The sequence below is a fragment of the Cellulophaga fucicola genome (genome assembly GCF_900119145.1).
GTDB classification, from domain to species: Bacteria; Bacteroidota; Bacteroidia; order Flavobacteriales; family Flavobacteriaceae; genus Cellulophaga; species Cellulophaga fucicola.
This window is the reverse complement of sequence record NZ_FPIY01000001.1, coordinates 711,887-737,652: the sequence shown is the minus strand read 5'-3', so window position 1 is coordinate 737,652 and position 25,766 is coordinate 711,887. Positions and strand designations below refer to the sequence as shown.

Sequence of the window (25,766 nt, the reverse complement as noted above, 5' to 3'; positions counted from 1 at the left end):
ATGTTATGTGCTAGGTCTAGTTATTTTAAAATACCCAAATCTACCATACATTTTTTCATCATTTTATATGTTCTATCTATGTCGTTATCTAAGCCAATAGACAAACGTATTAAACCATTAGAAAGTCCCATTTGCTCTTGTTCTTCCATCGGTATTTCTGATGATGTAGATGTACCCGGAGCACTAAACAATGTCTTGTAAAACCCTAAACTTACTGCTAAATACCCTAAATTGCGTTCTTGCATTAGTTCCATTAATTTATTGGCATTTTCTAGAGAACCTATATCTAAAGTCATAATACCACCATATCCATATTCGGCAACCATTTGGTTGTTCATTTTTTCGTGACTTGGGTGCGATTTTAACCCTGGATATACAACTCGTAAACCATCCTTTTCGAAATTCTGAGATAGATACAAAGCATTTTCACTATGCTTTTTTATTCTGATGTGTAACGTTCTCATATTTTTTAAGATTGATGCTGCTCTATAGCTGTCTAAAGTGCTACCCAAAAGCATTGCTGCACCATTATTTACATCTTTTAAACTAGCACAAAAATCCGCAGTACCACAAACCACACCAGCAACTGTATCACTAGTTCCGTTAATAAACTTGGTTAAACTATGTATTACAATATTGGCTCCTAGTTTAGCAGGAAGAATAGATAATGGAGAGAATGTATTATCTACCACAAGCGGAATATTATGCTTCTTTGCTAGTGCAGCTAATGCTTTTATATCGGCTATTTCTAAAAGCGGATTACTAACTGCTTCACAATAAATCATTTTAGTATTAGGTGTAATAGCATTGACAACAGCATCAACATTGGTAATGTCAACAAAAGATGTATTTACATTAAACTTTTTTACAAAATTCTTTAAAAAAGCATAAGTTCCTCCATATATAGTTCTACTACTAACTATATGATCGCCAGTGCTACACAACTGCATAATTACAGATGTTATGGCGCCCATACCACTCGCGTAAACGTTAGCAGATTCTGTGCCTTCTAAAGCAGCTAAAGCTTCACCTAAATATAAATTAGAAGGTGTAGAATGTCTACTGTATAAGTAACAACCTTCTGTGTTACCTTCAAATGTGTCTGACATTGTTTTGGCAGAAATAAATGTATAGGTAGATGAGTCTGAAATAGAAGGGTTAACACCTCCGAATTCTCCAAAGTACTGTAAATCTAGTAGCTTGTCTGATGCTTTGTAGTCCATTTTACAAATTTTAAGTTGTTAGTTATGTACTAAAAGTAGATTTAAGCAGTAGTATTGTCAATCTATTTTGTAATTTGATTAAAATAAATCTATCTAATTTAAATATTATAGATTTTTAATCTATTTTTAATCAGAATTACTTCAATTTTAAGAAAATATGGCAAGTTTTGATGAAACAGACGTAAAATTATTGGCATTACTGCAGAGCGACTGTAAAAAGACAACAAAAGAGTATGCTTTGCATTTAAATTTATCTGTAACTGCTGTTTATGAGCGTATTAAACGATTAGAGCGTACGGGAGCAATAACAAAATACGTAGCTTTGTTAGATAAGAAAGTAGTAAAGAGATCTTTTGTGGTTCTATGTCATATTAAATTAATACAACATTCTAAAGAGTTTTTATTACAGTTTGAAAAGGAAGTGCAAAAACTAAAGGAAGTAGTTGAGTGTTATCATGTTAGTGGCGATTATGATTATATATTAAAAGTCTATGTAGAAGATATGGATGCTTTTAGAGATTTTATGGTAACCAAATTAACCGTGTTAAACCATATTGGTAGTACACGTAGTTCTTTTGTTATAAATGAAGTTAAACATACTACAGCAATAGAATTGGGCGTTTAGATAACTACGTGTTTTATTTATCTAAAAAGCTAAAAATTTGTTATAATAAAAATACGGTGGTCTTATAATTTTATAACCACAAAAAATAGTGCTAATTTTACAACTTTAATCAAAGAAAAATATATGAATTCATATGATGTTGCCATAATTGGCTCAGGTCCTGGAGGGTATGTTGCAGCTATACGTTGTGCACAATTAGGAATGAAAACAGCAATAATAGAGAAATATTCAACTTTAGGTGGTACATGTTTAAATGTAGGCTGTATTCCTTCTAAAGCATTATTAGACTCTTCTCATCATTATGAAGATGCAGTAAAGCATTTTGAAGAGCACGGAATTGATATTCCTGGCGAAATTAAAATCAACCTAGAGAAAATGATTTCTCGTAAGCAAGCAGTTGTTGACCAAACTACTGGTGGTATTGATTTTTTAATGAAGAAAAATAAAATTGATGTTTACGTAGGTATTGGTTCTTTTAAAGATGCTACGCATATTTCTATAGTTGGTGAGGAGTCTACAGAAATTGAAGCTAAACACACAATTATAGCAACTGGTAGCAAGCCATCTACATTGCCATTTATTAAGTTAGATAAAGAGCGTATAATAACTTCTACAGAGGCATTAAAACTTAAAGAAATACCAAAACACCTAATTGTTATTGGTGGTGGTGTTATTGGATTAGAATTAGGGCAGGTATACAAAAGATTAGGAGCAGAAGTTTCTGTAGTTGAGTATATGGACCGTATTGTACCTACAATGGATGCTGGTGTTTCTAAAGAACTTAATAAAGTTTTAAAGAAGCAGAAGTTTAAAATGAATTTGTCTCACAAAGTAAAATCTGTTGAGCGAAAAGGAGATGAAGTTATAGTTAAAGCTGATAATAAAAAAGGCGAAGAAGTTACATTTACAGGAGATTACTGTTTAGTAGCTGTTGGGCGTCATGCATATACAGATGGTTTAAATGCAGAAGCTGCAGGTGTAAAACTTACAGATAGAGGTTTAGTAGATGTTAACGAGCATTTGCAAACTAATGTTCCTAATATTTACGCTATAGGTGATGTTATTAAAGGTGCTATGTTAGCTCACAAGGCAGAAGAAGAAGGTACTTTTGTTGCTGAAACTATTGCGGGTCAAAAACCACATATAGATTACAACTTAATTCCAGGTGTTGTTTATACTTGGCCAGAAGTTGCTGCTGTTGGTAAAACAGAAGAGCAGTTAAAAGAAGCTGGTGTAGCATATAAAGTAGGTCAGTTTCCTATGCGTGCTTTAGGTAGATCTAGAGCTAGTATGGATTTAGACGGATTTGTAAAAGTACTTGCAGATAAAACTACAGATGAAATTTTAGGGGTACATATGGTTGGTGCACGTGCTGCAGATATGATTGCAGAGGCGGTTGTTGCTATGGAGTACAGAGCTAGTGCAGAAGATATATCTAGAATGTCTCACGCTCACCCAACATTTACAGAAGCAATAAAAGAAGCGGCTTTAGCTGCTACAGGAGATAGAGCTTTACATATATAAGCTCCATTTTTAGTAATATAAATAAAAGGCTGCTCTATTGAGCAGCCTTTTATTGTTTAGTGTAGTTTGTAAAAATGATCTACAGGGCCATTACCTTTTCCTAATTCCTTGCTCTTACCAGCTACAATAGCTTGGTGTGTATAAGTAATTCCTCTTTGTACTGCTTCTTTAAGTGTATTTCCTAATGCTAAATGTGTTGAAATAGCAGAAGATAAAGTACAACCAGTACCGTGCGTATTTTTAGTGTCTATTTGCGTTTTTGTAAAGTTGTGTAGGCTGTCTGTGTCGTAGACATACAATACATCCATTAAAGTGGTGCAATTTTCTAAATGTCCACCTTTTAAAAGTACAGACGTTTTAAAGGTTTTTCCTAGCTTTTTGGCTATATCGGGCATAGTATCTGCAGAAACAGCATTGATCCCTAATAAAGCTTGTGCTTCAGGGATATTTGGTGTTATTAGTGTTGCCTTTGGTAAAAATGACTTTAAGGCATCCATAGCAGAGGTATCTACTAAAAGCTGACCAGAGGATGCAACCATAACAGGATCTAAAACAATTGATTTTATTGGGTATTGAGCTAAGGTTTGTGCAATAGCTTCAATAACTTCTGCAGACTGTAACATTCCTATTTTAATTGTATCTACAGATATATCGCTTAACACCGCGTGTATCTGGTTTTTAATTTCTGATACAGGAATAGGAAATATGGTATTAACGCCCACAGTGTTCTGCGCTGTAATTGCAGTAATTGCAGATGTTGCAAACCCGCCATTTGCACTTATACTTTTAATATCTGCTTGTATGCCGGCACAACCACCAGAGTCGCTTCCAGCAATAGTTAATACAGTTTTGTAAATGGTTTCAGTGTTTTTCATTCTATAAATAGTATCTAATCGCAAAATTATATAACTTTTAATTCTGGCACTAATAGAATTGAAATTAAACTATCTTTTTAAACAAAAAAAATCCTTAAGTAGTTACCTAAGGATTCTTTTATAAGCGTAATATTTTTATTTTTTGTGAGACCCGTCGCAAAAAGGAGGGTTACTCGTTAATTTACAAGTACACATATTGTAAACTTTAGCTTCTTCTACAGAAAAGCGTAAAGAAGGAGTTGCATTGTGTGCTTTGTGAGAACCGTCACAAAATGGTTGATTTTTACTGTGGCTACACGTACACCATCCGTAGTTTTTATCTTTTTCTAATGCTACTTTAATTGGAGTATATAGTTTGTCGTCGCTCATTTTTATAGTTATTTTGGCTGTAAACATAGCCTAAAAGAATAGATCAAAAAATAGCAAGACTTAATTTTTAGCTAGTCTAAATAGCTTTAAAGTAGCAGATTTCAGCTTTTCTATTTTAGATTTAATTTTAAGTTCGTGTTTATCATACAATAACGCCAAATAAGTAGATGCTACCATAAATAAAATAGCACCAATTATAACTTGAATGGGATTTAAAGAATATTTAAAGAAATGATAAAACCCTAGACCTGTAAAGCTACCATAAAGAATAATAAAGTGTATTACATAAATAGCAAGTGTGTTTTGTCCAATTTTTAAAACAACTTTATTGGTTATGTAAGAGCGTAATATCATAAAGATTGAAAATATAAGAAGTACATCTCCTAATCGGATAAATAAGTAATTATTGGTGTAAACAGGTTCTAGAAAATTACTTCCTGTAAAATCACTTATTAAAGTAAATAAAGGAGACGATCCAAAAATTAAAAACAAGCCAACTACACTACAGATAAGGATTGCGGAAGTATATAATTTTTTGTATGCTTTGTATTTTGTAAATAACATTGCCATAAATGCACCAAAAGTAGCATAGCCAAACCAAGGTATTATGGTAAATACAGAGCCATTTGCTTTGGTTAGGTAATTAGCAAGTGCTTTAGGTATATAGTCGTGCGTTAACTTTTCGTAAGTAGGTTCAAAAATAAACAAGACTATAGTAATGGCTAATAAGATTGATGAAAAAACAACGGGTTTAGTTTTGCTCGTAAGTATATACAAGCCTATAATGCCTAAAATTGAAAATCCAATACAATGTAAAACATCTACATAGAAGAAAGAATCAAAAATTTCACCAAATAAGACACTAAAAAGGTTCATTCTAAGTAAATAGCCAATAAGTAATAGCTGTAAACCTCTTTTAATTCCTTTTTTTACACGCGGATTTTTAAATCCTTTTTTATCACCTCTAATTAATAAATATGTAAAAATAAAACCAGATACTGTAAAGAAAACAGGAGCCGTCATTCCTCTAAAATAGCTCCATATAGCGTAAGCCGGAATTGTCTTATCTCTGTATTCAAAATCTAAAAGTCCGTCTATAAAATGTCCTTGTAACATCATTAAAATTGCCCAAGCACGCATAGCGTCTATAAAGTATAATCTGTACTTATTCTCTTTCATTCGGTTTTTATAAAAAAGCTATTTGCTTGTTTTACAAGTGGTTTTGGTTTTTTCGTTTGCAAAATTAGCTAAAATGCTCGCAATTGATCCTTATTTAAGGTATTTTCGTTAAAAACTATATAAAATGAGTAAAATTTTAGCCTTTGCAGGAAGCAATTCTAGCTCTTCTATTAATTACAAATTAGTAAATTTTACAGCTGGTCTTTTAAGTGATCATAATGTAACTTTGTTAGATATGGCTGCGGTTAACCTTCCTTTATATAGTGAAGATTTAGAAAAGAACGAGGGTTTTTCGGCTGAGTTAAAAGAAATTAAAGAAGCCATTAGCAATGCAGATGCACTTGTTTTATCTGTAAATGAACACAATAGTGGTTTGTCTTCATTTTTTAAAAACCTTTTGGATTGGTTGTCTAGATACGATCGTAATTTTTTAGAAAACAAAAAAGTACTATTATTATCTACTTCTCCGGGTAAAAGAGCAGCTATTAGCGCAAAAGAGCAGGCTAGTGGTATGTTACCTCGTTTTGGAGCAGAAATTGCAGCTACGTTCTCTTTACCATCTTTTTATGATAACTTAAAAGAAGATGGCATTATAGATCCAGATCTTAATAAAAGCCACAAAGAAGCAATTGACCAATTTTTAGCAAAAATCTAAAATATTGAGAACATCTCTTTCTTTTACCGTTGATAATGTTTTGGCCTTTAAAACACAACTATTGCAATGGAGTCAGCAATTTCATGAAGTAGTTTGGTTAGATAGTAATGGGCACAAAGACCAATACAGTTCTTATGACGGTATGTTGGCTACAGATGCGCTTACAGCTCTGTCTACCGATAGTTTTAATGCTTTTGATGATCTAAAAACGTATCAAACAGAGACTAAAGATTGGATTTTTGGTTATTTAACGTACGATTTAAAGAATAATGTAGAACGATTAAAATCGGCTAATTTTGATGGACTTCGTTTTCCAGAATTGTATTTTTTTCAACCTAAAAAAATTATTCAACTACAGGGAAATACAGTTCATTTTTTGTATTTAAATATGGTTGATGACGAAATAGAGCCCGATTTTAAAGAGATAACAGGATTTAAGAAAGAAAAAGCAGAAACAACATCAGAAAAAAATATACATATTAAAATGAGAATTTTTAAGGATGATTATTTTAGTAGGGTTGATAAAATGCTTCAAAAAATACATAGAGGAGATATTTACGAGGCAAATTTTTGTCAGGAATTCTATGCAGAGGATACACAGATAAATCCTTTAGAAACGTATACAGAACTTAATAAAATATCTGAAGCTCCATTTTCTGTTTTTCTTAAGTTAAACGATAAATATTTGGCTTCTGCCTCTCCTGAACGATACATAAAAAAAGAAGGAACAAAACTAATTTCTCAGCCTATAAAGGGAACTGCAAAACGATCTTTAGATAAAGTTGAAGATGAAAAATTACGTGTTACTTTGGCTGAAGACGAGAAAGAACGCGCAGAAAATATAATGATTGTAGACTTGGTGCGTAACGATCTATCTAAAAGTGCAGAGAAAGGAAGTGTTAAAGTATCTGAATTATGCAAAGTATATACTTTTAGTCAAGTACACCAAATGATTTCAACTATTACTTCAACTGTAAAAGAAGATAAAAACCCTGTAGATATTATAAGAGAAACGTTTCCAATGGGAAGTATGACGGGTGCTCCTAAGATTTCTGCTATGCAAATTATAGAAGAATTAGAAGCTACAAAACGCGGAGTATATAGTGGTACCGTTGGGTATATTACGCCAGATCAAGATTTCGATTTTAATGTAGTTATTCGTAGTATTTTGTATAATGCTTCAGAAAAGTATGTTTCATTCTCTGTAGGTGGTGCTATTACTGCAAAAGCAAGCCCAGAAAAGGAGTATGAGGAGTGTTTGCTAAAGGCAAAGGCAATGAGGCAGGTTTTAGAAGGTAAAGTGTCTTAACTTTATATACATTTGTATTGTGTTAGAAGAATTTAAAAATCATATTAAAACAAACTTTCCGTTACTACTAAAATATCCTTTTTTAGTGGCAGTAAGTGGTGGTGTAGATAGTGTGGTTTTAACGCACTTGTGTGCTCTATGTAATTTAGATTTTTCTATAGCACATTGTAATTTTAAACTTCGTGATGCTGCTAGTGATGGTGATGAAGATTTTGTAAGACAATTAGCAAATAAACTTAATAAAGAAATTTATGTAACTAATTTTGATACAAATGGTTATGTTGATAGTAATAAAGTGTCTATTCAAATGGCTGCTAGGGAGCTAAGGTACAATTGGTTTGCTAAATTACTAGAAAAAAATAAACTAAAAACTGTAGTTACAGGCCACCAAGCAGACGATAATTTAGAGACTTTTTTAATTAATCTTTCTAGAGGTACAGGTGTAGATGGTTTGGTTGGTATACCAGCAAAAACAGAACTTGCTACACGCCCTTTATTACCTTTTACAAGAGAACAAATTGTTGCTTTTGCAGAGGCAAATTTTATAACTTGGCGAGAAGACCAAACCAATAAAGAAACCAAGTATTTAAGAAATAAAATACGCCATAAAATTGTTCCTGTATTAAAAGAATTACATCCTACTTTTTTGCAGAATTTTGAAAATACTCAATCTAATTTACAAGAAACAGCAACCCTTGCTAATAACCATATAAAGCAAATTAAAGAGCAATTGTTTGTGCAAAAAGACACTGTAACAGAGATTTCTGTTCTAGAATTGTTGCAATACAAGCCTACTAAAACCTATATGTACGCTTTGTTTAACGAGTATGGTTTTACAGAATGGCAAGATGTTGCCAATTTGCTAACTACAATGAGCGGTAAGCAGGTTTTGTCTAAAACTCATCGATTGGTTAAAGATAGAGACGTATTGCTCTTACAGGAGCTAAAAGAACATAGTTCTGATGTCTATTTAATAAACGAAGAGCAAGCAGAAGTAGATCACCCGATTTACTTAAAGTTAGAACAGGTTTCTGCTTTAGATGCAACTAATGACGCTACAATTTACATAGATAAAACAAAGTTAGAATTTCCGTTAGTGCTACGTAAATGGGAGCAAGGAGACGTTTTTTATCCGTTTGGACAACAAGGAAAAAAGAAACTAAGTAAATATTATAAAGATATTAAACTAAGTGTGGTTGCTAAAGAAGAGCAATGGCTTTTATGTTCTGGAAATAAAATTGTTTGGGTTGTTGGTAAAAGGGCAGATAACAGATTTAGCGTAAAAGATGGCGTTTCTAGTATTTTAAAAATCAGTTTGTTACAGTAGTTATTATTTTTTTTGTGCATTTTACATTAAAAAATAGATTTCTATTTATAAAATTTAATTCTACCTTTAGGCAAACAACCTAAGGTTATGCGCAGATTAAAAAAGATACTAAAAATAACAATTCCAATATTAGGATTGTTAGTGTTAGGACTTTGTATTTTTCTTTACTCTTTAACTCCTGTTTACGAAGGAGAAGCAAACCTCAAAAACTTATCAGAAAACGTAGATGTTTATTACGATTCTTACGGAATACCACATATTTATGGTGTTAGTGAAAAAGACGCTACACGTGCTTTAGGTTATGTACATGCACAAGATAGATTGTGGCAAATGGAGTTGCTTAGGCGTATTAGTGCAGGTCAATTATCAGAAATTTTTGGAGAAGACTTAGTAGAAACAGATAAACTGTTTTTGGCTTTAGGTATAGACGATTATTCTAAAGAAACAGTAGCTAACTTAGACCCTAATAGCGATTATGTTCTGCTTACAGAGGCTTATTTAGATGGTATTAATCAGTTTATAGAAGAAGGTCCAACTCCGGTAGAGTTTTATTTAACAGGTGTTAAAAAAAGACCTTTTGAGCTTAAAGATGTGTACAATACCATTGGTTACATTGGTTTTAGTTTTGCTATGGCACACAAAACAGATCCTTTTTTAACTACAATAAAAGACAAACTAGGGCCCGCATATTTGCAAGATTTATCAATAGAAACCATTCCAACATCAACCTATATAAAAAATTACAATCCTTTAAAAGATACGCTTCAACTTGGATTGTCTTCAAAATTAGCTTCTGCCTTAAAAGATTTGCCTTTACCAATGTTCGAGGGGAGTAATAGTTGGGTTATATCACCCGAAAAAACAAAAAATGGAAATGTAATTCTTGCTAACGATCCGCATATAGGCTTTTCTCAACCATCTGTTTGGTACGAGGCTCATATTAGTACGCCAACATATAAAAAATACGGATACCATTTAGCAGGTGTTCCTTTTCCGCTGTTGGCTCATAGTCGCCAATTGGCATACGGTTTAACTATGTTTGAGAATGACGATGTCGATTTTTATTTTGAAGAAACAAACCCACAAGACTCTACTTTGTACAGAACCGAAAATGGTTGGGAGAAATACACGTACAAAGAAAAAATAATAAAGGTTAAAGGAGAAGATGATGTTAAATTTACTGTAAAATCTACAAGGCACGGAGCTGTTGTAAACAATGTTGCTGCTAGTGTTACAGGAGAAAAACCAGTGACTATCTCGTGGATTTATACTAAGGTAGAAAATAAGTTGTTAAGTGCTTTGTACGGAATGTCTCATTCTGAGACGATGAACACTTTTAAACGTCATTTAGAAGATATACACGCACCTGGATTAAATATTATGTATGGCGATGCAGAAGGTAATGTGGCTTGGTGGGCAACTGCAAAACTGTATAGAATGCCTGATAGCACCAATACAAAACTTGTTTTAGATGGAGCAAGTGGCAAACAAGAGCGTGGTGAGTTTTTAGATTTTTCTGAAAATCCGCACGCAGAAAACCCGACTTGGAACTATGTGTATTCTGCAAACAACCAGCCAGACACCGTAAATGGTCTATTTTTTCCTGGATATTACTTACCAGAAAATAGAGCAAAACGAATTGTAGAACTGCTAAAGCCTAAAAACGATTGGGATAAAGAAGCTGTTTCTAAAATGATAACAGATGTAACCTCTGCAGTAGACCCGTCTTTAGCAACAAGTATGGCTAAGGATTTAGATATTACCAATTTAGATAAAAGCTATATTAAACTCCTAGACGATTTAAGTAAATGGGAAGGCGAGGCCACGGTAAACAGCGTAGAATCTAGTGTGTACCAACGTTGGGTGTTTTATATGCTTAAAAATACGTTTAAAGATGAGTTGGGTGATGCGCTTTTTACACAACTACTATCAACACATTTTCATAAGAGATTAATTGCGCCTTTGGTAAACAATACAACTTCTATTTGGTGGGATAATGTAGCAACTGAAAAAGTAGAAACCTCAAAAGATATTTTTCAAATTTCTTTTGAGCAAGCAGTTGCATCATTAGAAAAACAGTTTGGTAAAGACATATCTACTTGGACTTGGGGTAAAATACACACCCTAGAACACGAGCACCCTATTGGTAAAGTAGAAACATTACGCAAATACTTTAATGTGGGGCCTTTTCCTATAAATGGCACAAAAGAAGTAATAAACAATATGAGCTTTACCTATGATGAAACTGGTGAATACAAAGTAACATCTGGACCATCTACACGTAGGGTTATAGATTTTTCTGATATAGAAAATAGTATAAGTATATTGCCTACGGGGCAATCTGGTAATCCGTTTAGCTCTCATTACAATGACCAAGCTAAAATGTATAATAAAGGCGAGTTTCGTAAAATGATGATGAATAAAGAAGAGATTATTTCTACAAAAAAATCTTTATTGATCTTTAAAGCAGAAGAGAAGTAAAATTGATTTTAAGATAGAGTCAATTATTGTACAGTTGCTTTTTGATTAACACTTGTTAACTTTTAGAATAATTTTCTTACTTTTAAGAAAATTAAAAATGAATGCTTACAAAAGTTTTTGGTAGTGCTGTATTTGGGGTAGAGGCTACAACTATTACAGTAGAAGTAAATATTAGTAAAGGTATTGGCTACCATTTAGTAGGTTTGCCAGATAATGCCATTAAAGAAAGTAATTATAGAATTGCTGCGGCTTTACAAAACAATGGTTACAAAATTCCAGGAAAGAAAATAACTATAAATATGGCTCCGGCCGATTTACGTAAAGAAGGTTCTGCATACGATTTAACCCTTGCTTTAGGTATTTTAAGTGCTTCTAGTCAGATTAAATCTGATGCTATAGGAAAGTATATTATTATGGGGGAAATTTCTTTAGACGGAAGTTTACAACCAATAACAGGTGCATTACCCATTGCTATAAAAGCAAAAGATGAAGGTTTTGAGGGATTTATTTTACCTAAGCAAAACGTAAAAGAAGCAGCTATTGTTACTGGTTTAAAAGTATACGGTGTAGAAAATATTACAGAGGTTATAGATTTTTTTGATAAAGATGTGCCTTTAGAGCAAACCATAGTAGATACTAGAGAGGAATTTTATAAAACTTTAGATTTTCCTGAGTTCGATTTTAGCGATGTTAAAGGACAAGAAAGTATTAAACGTAGTATGGAAATTGCTGCAGCAGGCGGACATAATATTATTTTAATTGGCCCTCCTGGAGCAGGAAAAACAATGCTTGCCAAACGTTTGCCTTCAATTTTACCTCCAATGACGTTGCATGAAGCTCTGGAGACTACAAAAATACACAGTGTGGTTGGTAAAATTAAAAACGCTGGACTAATGAACCAGCGTCCGTTTAGAAATCCCCATCATACAATTAGCAGCGCAGCTTTAGTCGGTGGCGGAAGTTACCCTCAACCGGGAGAAATATCGCTGTCGCATAACGGAGTTCTATTTTTGGATGAACTTCCTGAGTTTGAGCGTAAAGTCCTAGAAGTTATGCGTCAACCTATTGAAGATCGGGAAGTAACCATTGCCAGAGCACGTTTTACGGTAACATACCCCAGTAGTTTTATGCTGGTTGCGAGTATGAACCCTAGTCCTGGTGGTTATTTTAACGATCCAGATGCTCCAGTATCATCTTCACCAGCAGAAATGCAACGGTATTTAAGTAAAATATCTGGGCCTTTGTTAGATCGTATAGATATACATATAGAAGTTACTCCGGTTCCTTTTGATAAACTTTCTGAAGAACGAAAAGGAGAAAGTAGTGTTACAATTCGTAAACGTGTAACAGCAGCAAGAGAAGTACAAACAAAGCGTTTTGAAGCATTAGAAACCATACATTATAATGCCCAAATGAATACCAAACAAATACGGGAGTATTGTCCTTTAGATGTACCTTCTAAAGAATTGCTTAAAACAGCAATGGAACGTTTAAATTTATCTGCCAGAGCTTACGATAGAATTTTAAAAGTCTCAAGAACTATTGCAGATTTAGCAGGCTCAGACGCTATTTTGGGAGATCATATTTCTGAAGCCATACAATACCGTAGTTTAGACAGAGAGGGGTGGTTAGGGTAAGTTTTAATATCCTATTAAGCAAGAAAAATACTATATTTGTTTTTTGATTTAAAGACATTCAATATAGTATGAAAGAAAAAGTACTTAGTCTAATTTTTATTACAATTAGCTCATTTTATTTATTTGCGCAGAAAGATTCTGTCAATATATATCAAATAGAGTATGAAAGAACTTTAACAATTGAAGAAGGAGGAAGACCTTTTATAGGTGTTTATGAGCTAAATAAATTTGTAGAGCTAAATAAATCATTTTACTCAAAAAAAAGCAAATCAAAAATTACAGAAGTTGTAACTACAGATGAAGATGGCGATTCTAGATTAACTTTTACGCCAACAGGTAAAAATATAACTACGTTATTTAAGGATTACAACAATGGTACCTTTTACTCTAAACATGAAGTTGCTTACAAATATTTTGTTGTTAAGGACAGTCTAAATGTTTTTAATTGGAGTATACTAAATAATACTAAAGAAATTTTAGGTTTTAAATGCCAATTGGCAACAATGGATTTTAGAGGGAGAAAGTATGAGGCTTGGTTTACGACAGATCTTCCTGTTGGTGGCCCTTATAAATATGATGGCTTACCAGGTATGATTTTAGAGATGAAATCTATAGATAACTTTATATCTTTTAAACCTATAGGCATTAAAAATACCAAGGTAAAGTTAGCTGTTTTAGAAAATCCTTTTGATACAAAAGACGCACTAACTTGGCAGGATTATAAAGACTTGTACAAAAAAAAAGCAATAGAGCTTTTAAGTTATAGGCCTAATGAAAATATTGGAGGTGTTGTATCTTCTAGAGGTGGTATTGAATTATATATAGATGAAGACGACAAAGAGTATAATGATGCATTAGATAAATACCATAAGAAATTTTCTAAAAATTAATAGCACACATAACTTTTGAAAAATTTCTTTTGTTCTAAAATTTTACTAATACCATTTCTTTTACTTGGTAGTATAGCATTAAGCTATTCACAAGTAATACAAGGTACTGTTACTACTAGTGATAATACACCTATAAACGCACAAATACTGTTAAAAGAACCTAGTAATGATAATGTAATTAAAGAGTTTATACTTGTTACTAAAGGGACATTTACTTATAAACTTAAAAAAAGTTACTCCACCAACAGTTTCTTTTTAACTGTTAAAGCCACAGGGTATACGGATTATACAGAGGAGATAAAAATATTAAAACCATTAGATACATTAAATTTTAAGTTTGTATTGTTTAAAGAAAAAATTGAATATTTAAATGAAGTTGTAGTTGAAAAAAAGAAAGCATTTACAATAAAAGAAGATACAGTCACTTATAATGTAGATTCTTATGTAGATGGTACAGAAAGAAAAGTAGAAGACTTACTAAAGAAACTTCCGGGTATAGAGGTTGATAGTGGTACGGGTAATATTAGTTATAGGGGTAAATCTATAGAAACTGTCACAATTGAAGGAGATAATTTGTTTGATTACAATTATACTATAGGTACTAAAAATATAAATATAGATTTAATTGAAGAAATTGAAGCTATAGAAAACTACTCTGAAAACAGACTTTTAAAAGGAATTGAAAATAGTCAAAAAGTTGCTTTAAATTTAAAACTAAAAAAAGACAGAAGTGACATTTCTGGTAGTATAGACATTGGACTAGGTGGTTTTACTACTTCTAAAAAAAGCCCGCTAGATGTATCAACAAATTTATTAGCAATAAATAAAATACATAAATCTTTTGCTGTAAGTACTTACAATACTATTGGTAAAAATTCGTCTCCTTTTAATTATTCTGGTAATCAAATTACGCAAGAGCAGTTAAAGGATGAAAAATACTACATTCAAAGTATAATTCCAGAATATAATATTAATCAGGTTACTAATAACAATTTATCAAATCAAAATAGTCAGTTGTTTACTAATTTTAATAGTATTTATAAATTAAATGATAAATTAAAGGCTAAAGTAAATTTATATTATTTGTTAGATAAAATTAACAGTAACCAGTTCTCAGAAAGTATTATAATTACTGGTAATGAGCATTTTGCAATTTTTGATGATAATCATATAAACAAAAAACCCTTACAGTACAGAGGAGATTTAGAATTAAAGTACAACACATCTAAAACTTCTTTGTTAGAGTATAACGTTAGTTTTAGAGATGAAACGATAGATACAGAATATAGAACTATATCTAACCAAGAAAATGATTTTAATTCACTACTTAATACCCAAAATAAATTGTTTAAACAGAACTTGGAGTATACCAACAAGGTGTCAGAAAACAAGGCTTTACAGATTAACTTAGCAAACTCTTTTAATAATTTAGATCAAAATTTTACCATTGATCCTTCTGTTTTTAATACTGAAAATTTTAATAGTGATATACAAAGTAATTCTTCTAAAAAATACTACACGGCTTTTAAAACAGTTTTGCTAGGTAAAAGCAAAAAAAACAATAAATACAGTGTTTTAGTAGGATTTAATTTAGATAAAGAAACTTTTTATTCTAATTTAATTAGCAAAAATAACACGCAAGAGTTAGCAGTTGATGGTAGTTTAAATGATGTAAATTTTATTAAAAATGGCATATACACTCAAGGATCATATAATTGGAAAATAGGAAAATTTTCTTTTTCGCCTAAACTTTCTTTTCAGCAACTTTATCAGGAATTTGAAGGCGCTACAAACCCCTTAGATGAAAATATTTTTATTTTTGAGCCTTCATTATCAGTGATGTATAAGTTTAATGGAAATTCGTATTTAAATTTGAATACAGGTTTTAATCAAAACTCACAGGAAATTCAGAATGTATTTGAGAACCAAGTTTTAATTAGTAATCGTATGGTAAAAAATAATATTCCTGATATTACAACACGAAAAAATCAAAAATATAGTCTTATGTACTCTAAAAATGATCTTTTTAATCAGTTAACATTATCATTTGGAGTAGATTACTTAAAGCAAAAAGGTAATTATTTTTCAGATACAGATATAAATGAAAACGCTATAAAAACAACAAGTTTTTTTCTAAATGAATACACAGATAATACTAGTTTTTTCTTGAATTTTTCAAAATTAATACCATCAATAAAAACCAATTTCAAAATTTCATCAAACTATTCAATTTATAATTATAAAAACATCATTAATAATTCAGGATTAAGAGACAATAAAGCTCTTTATTTGTTTAATAGTCTTTTCTTAAAAACCGCTTTTAATTCATCAATTAATTTTGAGAATACAACTAAGTTTACTTATCAGGAAACCGTAAGCCAGAGTTTATTTGTAAATAGGTCTTTAGAAAATAATTTTAAACTACTATTTAAACCATCAAGGTCTTTATTTAGTACTGTTTCTTATAATTATTTTATTCCAAATTTTACAGACAAGGATACAACCAATTCATTCTTAAATTTTGATATAATGTATAGGCCTCAAAATAAAAATTGGCAATTGGGATTAAAAGGGGTTAATTTATTAGATAACACTTCATTTATACAGAGAAATGTAAATGAGTTTTCTATTAACTCTCAAAAAACGAATTTATTAGGCAGGTATTATTTGCTTAATTATATGTATTCATTTTAATATTATACCTATTTAAACCTTATTGCGTATAAGTTTTTTTATCTTTCAACTAAGATTTAATAACTCTACATATAAAAAGCTTACTATTTTGTTTGTCTAAGTAGCATTATTTTATCAAATAACTAGTCAACCAATAAGAATGATAAAAAAATGGTTTAAAAATATAGGTCCAGGCCCATTAATAGCAGCAGCTTTTATTGGCCCTGGTACCATAACAGTTTGTACGTTAGCAGGTGTTCATTTTGGGTTTGCATTGCTTTGGGCAATGGTTTTGTCTATTGTTGCTACTATTGTTTTGCAAGAAATGTCTGCTAGAGTAGGTATTGTATCTCAAAAAGGACTAAGCGAAATTATTAGAACAGAAATTAAGAACCCATTTTTAAAATGGTTTACTATTGTATTAATACTATCTGCAATTGTTATTGGTAATGCGGTATACGAGGCAGGTAATATTAGCGGTAGTATTTTAGGCTTAGAGACTATAGTTGGTAATTCTTATTTTAATATTGGTACTTTTTCTTTTAACTATCTAAGCTTGTTAATAGGGGTAATTGCATTTGTATTGCTTTATATAGGTAATTATAAGGTGTTAGAAAAAGCATTGATTTCACTAGTAATATCAATGAGTTTGGCTTTTTTAATAACTGCAATTATAACAAAACCAGTTATTACAGCAATATTTAGTAGTATTTTTAAACCATCGTTACCTAAAGAAGGTATTTTAACTGTAATTGCTTTAATAGGTACAACAGTAGTGCCATATAATTTGTTTTTACACGCTTCATTAGTTACCGAGAAATGGAAATCCGTATCAGATTTAAATCACGCTAAAAAAGATACAATAATAGCCGTTATTTTAGGTGGTGTAGTGTCTATGTGTGTTATAATTTCTGCTGCTGCTATACAAGGTAGCGAAATTAATTCTGCAGCAGATTTAGCAAAAGGTTTAGAGCCTTTGTTTGGCAGTTTTGCTAAGTACTTTTTAGCAATTGGTTTGTTTGCGGCTGGTATTACTAGCGCAATTACAGCTCCGTTAGCAGCTGCCTATGTTACATCTGGCTGTTTGGGTTGGTCTACAAGTCTTAAATCTGGTAAGTTTAGAGCCGTTTGGATGTTTATTTTACTTTTAGGTGTGCTCTTTTCTTCTCTTGGAATTAAGCCAATAGATGTTATAAAATTTGCACAGATAGCCAACGGTATTTTATTGCCTATAATCGCCGCCTTTTTGTTGTGGATAATGAATAAAAAATCGGTTTTAGGAATTTACAAAAACAATATAATACAGAATATTCTTGGCTTTATAATACTAGCTATAAGCATTTTATTATCTGTAGCAACCCTAAACAAAGTGTTTTCTTTAAACTTATTTTAATGAATAGTAAAACAATAGATATTAATGTAGATTTAGGAGAAGGTATTGGTAACGAGTCTAAATTAATGCCTTTTATTTCTTCTTGCAACATAGCTTGTGGTGGTCATGCGGGCGATTTAAAGCTAATGGAACACATTGTAAAACTAGCTAAGGTATACCGTGTTAAAATTGGTGCGCATCCGTCTTTTCCGGATAAAGAGAATTTTGGTAGAGTTGCAATGAAAATGTCTCCCAGTGCTCTTTTTGATTCTCTTCAAAAACAGATTTTAGATTTATTAGGGATAATTGCAGCAGAAAAAACAACACTACACCATATTAAACCACACGGCGCTTTGTATAATTTAGCTGCTGTAGATCTAGAAACAGCAACTGTAGTGGTAAATGTGGTTAAAAGCATTAATTTACCAGTAAAGTTATATGTGCCATACAATTCTGTCATTGCAACCGTAGCATTAGAGAATAATGTAAAAATTGTTTACGAAGCTTTTGCAGACCGCAATTATAATGATGATTTAACCTTGGTTTCTAGGTCTAAAGAAAATGCAGTTATAGAAGATTTTGATAATTTATTTAATCACGTATATGCAATGTATGTGCATCAATCTGTAATAACTGTACAGGGAACCGAAAAGAAAATTAAAGCAACTACTTTTTGTGTACACGGAGACAACCCAAATGCAGCTATAATTTTAAAACAATTAAAAGAAAAACTAGAGGTTTATAATATTGATATTGTTTAATCTATGAGTTTTAAACTAACCTATAAAATATATAGTGAACATTCTATTTTAGTAGAGTGGAACCCTGTTATAGATAAAGATGTTTTAAATGATATTTTGGCGTTTAAAACAAAAATAGAAGCAACAATAACAACTAACGTACAGGTAACTACTGCGTACAACTCTTTATTGGTTATTTTTAATGATTTTAAGGTCGATTTAAGTGCCAAAGTAACTCTTTTGAAGGATTTGTATGCAGAAGGTTTAAGTGCGGCATCAGTAATTAAAACCTTATTTAAAATTCCGGTTTGTTATGATGCCGATTTCGGAATAGACTTAGAATTTGTAGCACAAGAAAAGGGAGTTTCTATTTCAAAAATAATACAGCAACATACTGCTCCAATATATACCGTTTACTTTATTGGTTTTTTACCAGGGTTCTTGTATTTAGGCGGATTGCCAGAAGAGTTAATAATGCCCAGAAAAGCAACGCCTAGGTTACGAATAAAAAAAGGTGCGGTGGCAATAGGAGGTAACCAAACGGGAGTTTACCCTGTAGAAAGCCCTGGAGGTTGGAATATTATTGGCAACTCGCCACTTCCTTTTTTTGATGTAACCAAAGATGTTCCTTGTTTTGCTAAACCAGGAGATGCTATTCAGTTTTATTCGGTTACAAAAAAGAAGTATGATGATATTAAAACTTTAATTAATGCTAATGTTTTTCAAATAGAAAGTGAGGATTACAATGGTTAAAGTGTTGCAAACAGGTTTTTTTACCTCGGTACAAGATTTAGGTAGGTTTGGCTATCAGCAATACGGAGTGCCTTACGCAGGTGTAATGGATGAAAGAGCTGCTTTAATAGCTAATTTGTTATTAGGAAATGCTAAAAATAATGCCGTTTTAGAGTTTACAATGACAGGTCCAAAACTTCAGTTTTTATGTACTACTAAAATATGTATTTCAGGAGGTGATTTTCAGCCAAAATTAAATAGCATACCTATAAATAATAATAGTACAATTGTTGTGAAAAAGGACGATATTTTGTCTTTTGGAGTAAAAAAGAGTGGTTTTAGAGGCTATATTGCTGTTTTAGGCGGATTTTTAACTGATGTTGTTATGAAAAGTAGAAGTATGTTTAAAAACGTAACTCAACATAAAACCATACAAAAAAATCTTCTTTTACCTATTAAAAATGCTGTAACTATAGAAAAACAATCAAACGCTAGTTTAGCTGTAAATAATGTTTATTTAGAAGAAAAAATCATTACTGTGCATAAAGGGCCAGAGTTTAATAAGTTAACTATTCAACAACAGAAAAAACTATTAAATGCAGTGTTTAGGGTTTCAAAAAATAATAGTAGAATGGCATACCAACTAACAGAGCTTTTGCCTAATACTTTAGAACCTATAATTACCTCTGTAGTTTTACCTGGAACAGTACAATTAACGCCATCTGGACAACTTATTATTTTAATGAAAGATTGCCAAACCACAGGTGGTTACCCAAGAGTATTACAGCTTACAAATACAGCCTTGCATACTTTAGCTCAGAAATTTACTGGAGATGAACTTGTTTTTGAGGTGATTTAGAGTTAGAAGTTAAGAGTCAAGAATTAAGAGAATAGAGAAAAACTAAAAACCTAGTCTAAAACCCTTCAAAAACACCTAAACCAAACAAAGCAAAGTCGTACTTAGATGGGTCTTTAGGATCTAGTTTACGCAAGCTTTTATCTAATTCAGCTAAAGCTTTAGCATCATTCTGTTTTCGTTTTAATAATCCTAATTTACGAGCTACATTACCAGAATGCACATCTAACGGACAAGAGAGTAGTGCAGGGTCAATGGTTTTCCAAATACCAAAATCTACATTTGTGTTTGAGTCTCGCACCATCCAACGTAAAAACATATTAATACGTTTAGCTGCAGAACCTTTTAAAGGGTCAGATATATGTTTTGTAGTACGTAAAGGGTGTTCTATTTCAAAAAAAGTAGTCTTAAATTTAGAAATAGCAGTTTGTAAGTCGTTTTCTTTGGTATGCGTTTTAAAAACAGCTTCTAAGCCACCGTGATTTATATAAATGTTTTTTAAGCTCTGTACAAAAAAGGTTAAATCTATTTCATTAAAAGTACGATGAACAAAACCTTTAAAATTTCCCAAATCATCATCAGAATGGTGTAGTATAAAGTCGTGCGGAGAATTATTTAAAAGCTCCATCATTCGTGTTGCATTCTTAATAATACTTTTACGATTACCCCAAGCAATTGTAGCGGTTAAAAATGCCGCAATTTCTATATCTTCCTTTTTAGTAAAACTATGAGGAATTTGTATAGGATCTGAGGTTATAAAGTCTGGATTGTTATACTGTATAACCTTTAGATCTAAAAACTCTTTTAATTCGGCTTTTGTCATTATTCAATAGGAATATCTAAGATTTTAAGAGCTAGAATTGGTAAAAACAACATAAAATTATGACTAGCGTGTAATAGCATAGACCAAACTAAGCCAAACTTAACACGTATAAATGATGCAAAAGTACCTAAAACCAACTGTGGAGCTACTAAAAATGGTGATAATGCTAAAACCGTTGGTGTAATTTCAAAATTTGTAATATGTACTGCTCCAAATAGTATAATAGAGATGTATAGTATAATTCTAAATGTTTTATTGTCTTTAAAAAAGCCAAGCGGACCTCTAAAAAGAAGTTCTTCAAACACAGGAGCCACTATAACTATTAGTAATCCTAATACAGGAGTACTATATTCTTCAAAAGCCTTGCTTATAGCGTGTTTATTAGGTTCTAAAATACCTGTAACTTCCCATATAGAGTTAAAAATTACAATACCAACACCTATGGCCAAGCCCCAAAAGAGCAATTTTATAAAAACGGTTATTCTGTATGTAAAATTGGTATTCTCGTCTTTGGTATTCTCAGGATCTTTTAAAAACTGATAAACTTCTTTTAGCATTCTACTCTTTTATTTGTCCGTCTACCATTACTAATTTACGATCTGCCATATCTGCAAGTTCCTCATTGTGTGTTACAATAACAAAGGTCTGTCCAAATTCATCTCGTAATTTAAAAAATAATTTATGCAGGTTATCAGCACTTTCAGAATCTAAGTTACCACTAGGTTCATCAGCAAAAATAATAGAAGGGTTGTTTATTAAAGCTCTTGCAACAGCAACACGCTGTTGTTCCCCTCCAGATAATTCACTAGGTTTATGGTGGTATCTATGAGAAAGACCAAGAAAATCTAGAAGTTCTTTTCCTCTTTTTTCAGCTTCTTCTTTAGGTGTTTTTCTTATGTAAGCAGGGATACAAGCATTCTCTAAAGCTGTAAATTCTGGTAATAATTGGTGAAATTGAAAAATAAAGCCAATATGTTCGTTTCTAAATGATGAAAGATCATTAGATTTTTCTTCTTTTTTAATAAAACGAAAAATACCTAATATTAATAAGGGTATAACTAAAATAATTCTGATAGTAAGCATTACATATTCATCTAGGTTTCCAGGACTTATAAAAAGTGAAACAACAACAAGTATGGAGTATATTATTTTTAGAAAAAATAACCATTGAGCAGATTTCTTAGCTTTTTTTTCACTGTATAATGTAATATCTGTATCATTAATAACTAAAGAAGAATCTTTTTGTAAATCGGGATTATCTAAAGTTCCTAATATTTGTAATAGTGTTGTTTTACCGGCTCCAGAAGCACCAACAATAGAAACAACTTCACCTTTTTTTATATGAAGATTTACACCTTTTAAAACCTGAAGTTTCCCGTAAAACTTTCTAATATTTTTAGCTTTTATCATTCCCTTATTATTTCGCCGATGAAAGTAGTCATTAGCTGTGATATGGCAAAAATAAATAAAAGAAAGCGGTATTTAATATTCAATTTTAATACCTATTTTTGAAAGAGAAGAGGACTTTTTCTATTTATAAGTTCTTAAACAGATTAAAAACTAGATTTAAACAAAATATATACTATGTCTTTTTATAAAAATTTTGAGGAGTATAATTTAGAAGCCGCAGACGAAGTAAAGGATAATTATTCTAAAATAATTAAGGGCGTTGGCGAAGATATAGAAAGAGAAGGCTTAGTTAAAACACCCGAAAGAGCAGCAAAAGCAATGTTGTTTTTAACACAAGGGTACGAGCAAGATCCAGTACAAATATTAAAGGCTGCAATGTTTAAGGAAGATTATGACGATATGGTTATAATTAAAGATATAGAGTTGTATTCTTTGTGCGAACATCATATGCTTCCATTTTTTGGTAAAGCACATGTTGCATACATACCAAACGGACACATTGTTGGTTTAAGTAAAATACCAAGAATTGTAGATGTATTTGCAAGAAGATTACAGGTGCAAGAGCGTTTAACACACGATATTTTAGAGTGTTTAAACGATACATTAAAACCACAAGGTGTTGCTGTAGTTATAGAGGCTTCTCATATGTGTATGATGATGCGCGGAGTACAAAAACAAAATTCTGTTACAACTACATCTGGATTTAGAGGTCAGTTTGAAAAGCAAGAAACACGTAATGAGTTTTTAAAGTTGATTAGCTCTAGCTTGTCATAAAAAACACTGGCATTACTTTTGTATATTAGTAGAGTACACTAACTATTTTAATATGACAAATAATAAAAATAACAAATATAGAGACCTGTTCTTAGGTCTTCTTTTTGATGCGGTAGGAATGCTATCGTTTTCCGTTTTAGGAATAGGAGAATTTTCTGATGTAGTTTGGGCGCCAGTTTCTTTTTGGTTAATGACTAGAATGTATAAAGGTACTGCAGGTAAAGCAGCTGGTATGGTATCTCTTGTAGAAGAGTTAATACCAGGAACAGATTTTATACCATCTTTCACCTTAATGTGGTTATATACCTATGTAATTAGCGGATCTAAACTAGATAAAGTTATCACTAAAAAATAGTATGAGTAAAAAAATTATACCATTTATTGTAATATTCTTCTGTTTATTACTAATTTTAATGCACCTACTTACTGCAGATTATAACGACTTAAGCATTGGTTTTTATGTTGGTATTATTTCAGCTGCTGCTGTAACTGTAGCAATGATTTTTAATATTAAGGCAAGAAATAGGGGAGAAATTGAGTAATAATTATATCCTAGAACTGATTTGAAGAGAAGAAATTTTGTTAAAAAAGCCACGCTAACCACTATGGCAGGTATTATTGGAGCAGATATTGTTTTTGGTTCTAAAATGCCACTTAATTACCAACCTTTAGCTTTGCAAGATACAGACCCATTTACTTTATTTGGGTTAGATAAGGAAATGGTAATTTTAAATGATAAACCTTGGAATATAGAAGCTAAAGCACATTTGTTAGATGAGAAAGTAACATCTAACAAAAATATGTTTATCAGAAATAACGGAATTCCTCCAGAAAATATAGATGTTTCTAGTTGGACACTTACCATAGATGGCGAATCTATACAGCAGAAAAAAACATATACTTTATCAGAATTAAAATCAAAATTTAAGCAGTATACTTATCAACTTACTGTAGAATGTGGTGGTAATGGCAGATCAGAGTTTAATCCGCCAGCAAAAGGCAACCAATGGACGGTTGGTGCAGTATCTTGTGCAAACTGGACCGGAGTTAGACTTAAAGATATTCTAAATGATGTTGGTGTAAAAGATTCTGCGGTATATATTGGGTATCACGCAGCGGATTCTCATATCAGTAGAGACCCAAATAAAGAACCTATTTCTAGAGGTGTACCAATGCGTAAAGCAGTACAAGATGAAACTTTAGTGGCTTTTAAAATGAATGGAGAAGATATCCCTGCAGCTCACGGATATCCGTTACGATTGGTTTGTGGTGGTTGGCCTGCATCTACTTCTGGTAAATGGTTAAACCGTATTAGCGTGCGTAATATTGAGCACGACGGAGCTAAAATGAAAGCGCCAGCTTATAGGGTTCCAAAAAACACTGTTGCTCCAGGAGAAAAGGTAAAAGATGAGGATATGAAGATTATTGAGTCTATGCCTGTAAAATCTTTAATAACTTATCCTAAATCTGGAGCAATGATAGATTTAGAAAAAAAACTAAACGTTCGTGGTCATGCTTGGGCAGGAGAATTAGAGGTTGATAAAATGGAATATTCTATAGACTTTGGTGCTACTTGGCAAACATGTGCTATAGAAAAACCAATAAATAGATTGGCTTGGCAACATTTTAATGCTACAATTACATTTCCAGAAAAAGGGTATTATGAAATTTGGGCTAGAGCAACTGATGCTAATGGAGTAGGGCAACCAATGTTGGTTCCTGGATGGAATCCTAAAGGATATTTAAACAATGCTTGTCATAGAATAGCTGTAAAAGTGAAATAGATGAGCGAAGAAAATAAATTTAAAGACCAAGCTAAGCAAGTCTACAGAATGCTTATTATGGTATGGTGCGTTGTACTTTTGGGTACTGTATTTGCTATATATGCGCTTGTAGATCCTAGTTTATCTGCTTTTAATACTGATGAAGAATTGCAACCTGTTGTAGTAGAAAATACTATTGAAGAAGATGATTGGGACAAAATTGAAGATGGCATACACTTAAGAACAGGTTTTGTTGATGATGACGGATTAATGACTGTAGTGAATAATTGTACTAGCTGCCACTCTGCCAAAATGGTTACTCAAAATAGAATGACTAAAGAGCGATGGGTTGCTACAATACGTTGGATGCAAGAAACCCAAAACCTTTGGGACTTGGGTAAAAATGAAGATATAATAGTAAACTACTTAGCTAAAAATTACGCGCCTAAAAGTATGGGCAGACGTGCTAATTTAGAAAATGTAGAGTGGTACGAGCTGAATTAGTAAATGGCTTAAAAAGTTTTTATTA

At 31.9% G+C, this 25,766-nt stretch carries 25 protein-coding genes; 18 read left to right on the top strand and 7 right to left on the bottom strand.

Annotated features, from left to right (window positions below; all coding sequences use genetic code 11):
* Nucleotides 1-20 precede the first annotated feature (20 nt).
* A complete protein-coding gene (locus BT107_RS03270) occupies nucleotides 21-1,223 on the bottom strand; it encodes an aminotransferase class I/II-fold pyridoxal phosphate-dependent enzyme (RefSeq protein ID WP_072302319.1) in 1,203 nt (400 codons plus the stop codon).
* Nucleotides 1,224-1,380: 157 nt separating this feature from the next.
* On the opposite strand from BT107_RS03270, the gene BT107_RS03265 reads away from it, so the two are divergent.
* Both BT107_RS03265 and lpdA read left to right on the top strand, forming a co-directional pair.
* Nucleotides 1,381-1,848, top strand: a complete 468-nt coding sequence (locus BT107_RS03265; RefSeq protein WP_072302318.1) for an Lrp/AsnC family transcriptional regulator — start codon at nucleotides 1,381-1,383, stop codon at nucleotides 1,846-1,848.
* A gap of 123 nt (nucleotides 1,849-1,971) precedes the next feature.
* A complete protein-coding gene (gene lpdA, locus BT107_RS03260) occupies nucleotides 1,972-3,372 on the top strand; it encodes a dihydrolipoyl dehydrogenase (RefSeq protein WP_072302317.1) in 1,401 nt (466 codons plus the stop codon).
* 56 nt (nucleotides 3,373-3,428) lie between these two features.
* Here lpdA and thiD read toward each other — a convergent pair whose 3' ends face one another.
* The 3 genes from thiD to BT107_RS03245 all read right to left on the bottom strand — a co-directional run bounded on the left by thiD (nucleotide 3,429) and on the right by BT107_RS03245 (nucleotide 5,795).
* Nucleotides 3,429-4,247, bottom strand: a complete 819-nt coding sequence (thiD, locus tag BT107_RS03255) for a bifunctional hydroxymethylpyrimidine kinase/phosphomethylpyrimidine kinase (protein WP_072302316.1) — start codon at nucleotides 4,245-4,247, stop codon at nucleotides 3,429-3,431.
* 135 nt (nucleotides 4,248-4,382) lie between these two features.
* Nucleotides 4,383-4,616: a CDGSH iron-sulfur domain-containing protein gene (locus tag BT107_RS03250; protein ID WP_072302900.1), complete on the bottom strand. Its 234-nt coding sequence runs from the start codon at nucleotides 4,614-4,616 to the stop codon at nucleotides 4,383-4,385.
* Nucleotides 4,617-4,676: 60 nt separating this feature from the next.
* Complete coding sequence (locus tag BT107_RS03245) at nucleotides 4,677-5,795, bottom strand: heparan-alpha-glucosaminide N-acetyltransferase domain-containing protein (RefSeq protein ID WP_072302315.1); 1,119 nt, start codon at nucleotides 5,793-5,795, stop codon at nucleotides 4,677-4,679.
* Nucleotides 5,796-5,919: 124 nt separating this feature from the next.
* On the opposite strand from BT107_RS03245, the gene BT107_RS03240 reads away from it, so the two are divergent.
* From BT107_RS03240 to BT107_RS03190, 11 genes are all read left to right on the top strand, one after another.
* Nucleotides 5,920-6,450, top strand: coding sequence for an NADPH-dependent FMN reductase (locus BT107_RS03240; RefSeq protein ID WP_072302314.1), 531 nt, complete (start codon nucleotides 5,920-5,922; stop codon nucleotides 6,448-6,450).
* Between the two features lie 4 nt (nucleotides 6,451-6,454).
* The gene (pabB, locus tag BT107_RS03235; protein ID WP_072302313.1) at nucleotides 6,455-7,759 is read left to right on the top strand and encodes an aminodeoxychorismate synthase component I; all 1,305 of its coding nucleotides are present in this window, start codon (nucleotides 6,455-6,457) and stop codon (nucleotides 7,757-7,759) included.
* 19 nt (nucleotides 7,760-7,778) lie between these two features.
* Nucleotides 7,779-9,086 carry a tRNA lysidine(34) synthetase TilS gene (gene tilS, locus BT107_RS03230; RefSeq protein ID WP_072302312.1) on the top strand — a complete coding sequence of 436 codons (1,308 nt, stop codon included), beginning with the start codon at nucleotides 7,779-7,781 and terminating at the stop codon, nucleotides 9,084-9,086.
* Nucleotides 9,087-9,173: 87 nt separating this feature from the next.
* Nucleotides 9,174-11,567, top strand: coding sequence for a penicillin acylase family protein (locus BT107_RS03225; RefSeq protein ID WP_072302311.1), 2,394 nt, complete (start codon nucleotides 9,174-9,176; stop codon nucleotides 11,565-11,567).
* Nucleotides 11,568-11,668: 101 nt separating this feature from the next.
* A complete protein-coding gene (locus tag BT107_RS03220) occupies nucleotides 11,669-13,204 on the top strand; it encodes a YifB family Mg chelatase-like AAA ATPase (protein ID WP_072302310.1) in 1,536 nt (511 codons plus the stop codon).
* Nucleotides 13,205-13,272: 68 nt separating this feature from the next.
* Nucleotides 13,273-14,094, top strand: coding sequence for a GLPGLI family protein (locus tag BT107_RS03215; RefSeq protein WP_072302309.1), 822 nt, complete (start codon nucleotides 13,273-13,275; stop codon nucleotides 14,092-14,094).
* Between the two features lie 15 nt (nucleotides 14,095-14,109).
* The gene (locus tag BT107_RS03210) at nucleotides 14,110-16,788 is read left to right on the top strand and encodes a peptidase associated/transthyretin-like domain-containing protein (RefSeq protein WP_084639090.1); all 2,679 of its coding nucleotides are present in this window, start codon (nucleotides 14,110-14,112) and stop codon (nucleotides 16,786-16,788) included.
* A gap of 139 nt (nucleotides 16,789-16,927) precedes the next feature.
* A complete protein-coding gene (locus BT107_RS03205) occupies nucleotides 16,928-18,160 on the top strand; it encodes an Nramp family divalent metal transporter (RefSeq protein ID WP_072302308.1) in 1,233 nt (410 codons plus the stop codon).
* A complete protein-coding gene (gene pxpA / locus BT107_RS03200; RefSeq protein ID WP_072302307.1) occupies nucleotides 18,160-18,900 on the top strand; it encodes a 5-oxoprolinase subunit PxpA in 741 nt (246 codons plus the stop codon). Before BT107_RS03205 ends, pxpA begins: the two co-directional genes overlap by 1 nt.
* Before the next feature lie 3 nt (nucleotides 18,901-18,903).
* A complete protein-coding gene (pxpB, locus tag BT107_RS03195; protein WP_072302306.1) occupies nucleotides 18,904-19,632 on the top strand; it encodes a 5-oxoprolinase subunit PxpB in 729 nt (242 codons plus the stop codon).
* Nucleotides 19,613-20,470 (top strand): 5-oxoprolinase subunit C family protein, encoded by an 858-nt coding sequence (locus tag BT107_RS03190; protein ID WP_342039449.1) that lies wholly within the window; start codon nucleotides 19,613-19,615, stop codon nucleotides 20,468-20,470. The genes pxpB and BT107_RS03190 overlap by 20 nt, the downstream gene beginning before the upstream one ends.
* A 55-nt stretch (nucleotides 20,471-20,525) precedes the next feature.
* On the opposite strand, the gene BT107_RS03185 is transcribed toward BT107_RS03190, so the two are convergent.
* Genes BT107_RS03185 through BT107_RS03175 form a run of 3 tightly spaced genes read right to left on the bottom strand, consistent with a single transcriptional unit; the run spans nucleotide 20,526 to nucleotide 22,700 of the window.
* On the bottom strand, nucleotides 20,526-21,290 hold the full coding sequence (locus tag BT107_RS03185) for a TIGR02757 family protein (RefSeq protein WP_072302304.1): 765 nt from the start codon (nucleotides 21,288-21,290) through the stop codon (nucleotides 20,526-20,528).
* Complete coding sequence (locus tag BT107_RS03180; protein ID WP_072302303.1) at nucleotides 21,290-21,847, bottom strand: CPBP family intramembrane glutamic endopeptidase; 558 nt, start codon at nucleotides 21,845-21,847, stop codon at nucleotides 21,290-21,292. Before BT107_RS03180 ends, BT107_RS03185 begins: the two co-directional genes overlap by 1 nt.
* Before the next feature lies 1 nt (nucleotide 21,848).
* Nucleotides 21,849-22,700, bottom strand: a complete 852-nt coding sequence (locus tag BT107_RS03175; protein WP_072302302.1) for an ABC transporter ATP-binding protein — start codon at nucleotides 22,698-22,700, stop codon at nucleotides 21,849-21,851.
* A gap of 174 nt (nucleotides 22,701-22,874) precedes the next feature.
* Here BT107_RS03175 and folE point away from each other — a divergent pair, with 174 nt between their 5' ends.
* Genes folE through BT107_RS03150 form a run of 5 tightly spaced genes read left to right on the top strand, consistent with a single transcriptional unit; the run spans nucleotide 22,875 to nucleotide 25,741 of the window.
* The gene (gene folE, locus BT107_RS03170) at nucleotides 22,875-23,474 is read left to right on the top strand and encodes a GTP cyclohydrolase I FolE (protein ID WP_072302301.1); all 600 of its coding nucleotides are present in this window, start codon (nucleotides 22,875-22,877) and stop codon (nucleotides 23,472-23,474) included.
* Nucleotides 23,475-23,526: 52 nt separating this feature from the next.
* Nucleotides 23,527-23,829 (top strand): hypothetical protein, encoded by a 303-nt coding sequence (locus tag BT107_RS03165; RefSeq protein WP_072302300.1) that lies wholly within the window; start codon nucleotides 23,527-23,529, stop codon nucleotides 23,827-23,829.
* A 1-nt stretch (nucleotide 23,830) separates the two neighbouring features.
* Entirely contained in the window at nucleotides 23,831-24,016 is a 186-nt protein-coding gene (locus tag BT107_RS03160) for a hypothetical protein (RefSeq protein ID WP_072302299.1), read from the top strand.
* Nucleotides 24,017-24,037: 21 nt separating this feature from the next.
* The gene (locus BT107_RS03155) at nucleotides 24,038-25,258 is read left to right on the top strand and encodes a sulfite oxidase (protein WP_072302298.1); all 1,221 of its coding nucleotides are present in this window, start codon (nucleotides 24,038-24,040) and stop codon (nucleotides 25,256-25,258) included.
* Nucleotides 25,259-25,741 carry a monoheme cytochrome C gene (locus BT107_RS03150; protein ID WP_072302297.1) on the top strand — a complete coding sequence of 161 codons (483 nt, stop codon included), beginning with the start codon at nucleotides 25,259-25,261 and terminating at the stop codon, nucleotides 25,739-25,741. It begins immediately after the preceding gene.
* Nucleotides 25,742-25,766 lie beyond the last annotated feature (25 nt).

Coding starts and splice junctions, on each gene's coding strand:
- BT107_RS03270 (WP_072302319.1), bottom strand. CDS start 1,223: ATGGACTACAAAGCATCAGACAAGCTACTAGATTTACAGTACTTTGGA.
- BT107_RS03265 (WP_072302318.1), top strand. CDS start 1,381: ATGGCAAGTTTTGATGAAACAGACGTAAAATTATTGGCATTACTGCAG.
- lpdA (WP_072302317.1), top strand. CDS start 1,972: ATGAATTCATATGATGTTGCCATAATTGGCTCAGGTCCTGGAGGGTAT.
- thiD (WP_072302316.1), bottom strand. CDS start 4,247: ATGAAAAACACTGAAACCATTTACAAAACTGTATTAACTATTGCTGGA.
- BT107_RS03250 (WP_072302900.1), bottom strand. CDS start 4,616: ATGAGCGACGACAAACTATATACTCCAATTAAAGTAGCATTAGAAAAA.
- BT107_RS03245 (WP_072302315.1), bottom strand. CDS start 5,795: ATGAAAGAGAATAAGTACAGATTATACTTTATAGACGCTATGCGTGCT.
- BT107_RS03240 (WP_072302314.1), top strand. CDS start 5,920: ATGAGTAAAATTTTAGCCTTTGCAGGAAGCAATTCTAGCTCTTCTATT.
- BT107_RS03225 (WP_072302311.1), top strand. CDS start 9,174: ATGCGCAGATTAAAAAAGATACTAAAAATAACAATTCCAATATTAGGA.
- BT107_RS03220 (WP_072302310.1), top strand. CDS start 11,669: ATGCTTACAAAAGTTTTTGGTAGTGCTGTATTTGGGGTAGAGGCTACA.
- BT107_RS03215 (WP_072302309.1), top strand. CDS start 13,273: ATGAAAGAAAAAGTACTTAGTCTAATTTTTATTACAATTAGCTCATTT.
- BT107_RS03205 (WP_072302308.1), top strand. CDS start 16,928: ATGATAAAAAAATGGTTTAAAAATATAGGTCCAGGCCCATTAATAGCA.
- pxpA (WP_072302307.1), top strand. CDS start 18,160: ATGAATAGTAAAACAATAGATATTAATGTAGATTTAGGAGAAGGTATT.
- pxpB (WP_072302306.1), top strand. CDS start 18,904: ATGAGTTTTAAACTAACCTATAAAATATATAGTGAACATTCTATTTTA.
- BT107_RS03185 (WP_072302304.1), bottom strand. CDS start 21,290: ATGACAAAAGCCGAATTAAAAGAGTTTTTAGATCTAAAGGTTATACAG.
- BT107_RS03180 (WP_072302303.1), bottom strand. CDS start 21,847: ATGCTAAAAGAAGTTTATCAGTTTTTAAAAGATCCTGAGAATACCAAA.
- BT107_RS03175 (WP_072302302.1), bottom strand. CDS start 22,700: ATGATAAAAGCTAAAAATATTAGAAAGTTTTACGGGAAACTTCAGGTT.
- folE (WP_072302301.1), top strand. CDS start 22,875: ATGTCTTTTTATAAAAATTTTGAGGAGTATAATTTAGAAGCCGCAGAC.
- BT107_RS03165 (WP_072302300.1), top strand. CDS start 23,527: ATGACAAATAATAAAAATAACAAATATAGAGACCTGTTCTTAGGTCTT.
- BT107_RS03160 (WP_072302299.1), top strand. CDS start 23,831: ATGAGTAAAAAAATTATACCATTTATTGTAATATTCTTCTGTTTATTA.
- BT107_RS03150 (WP_072302297.1), top strand. CDS start 25,259: ATGAGCGAAGAAAATAAATTTAAAGACCAAGCTAAGCAAGTCTACAGA.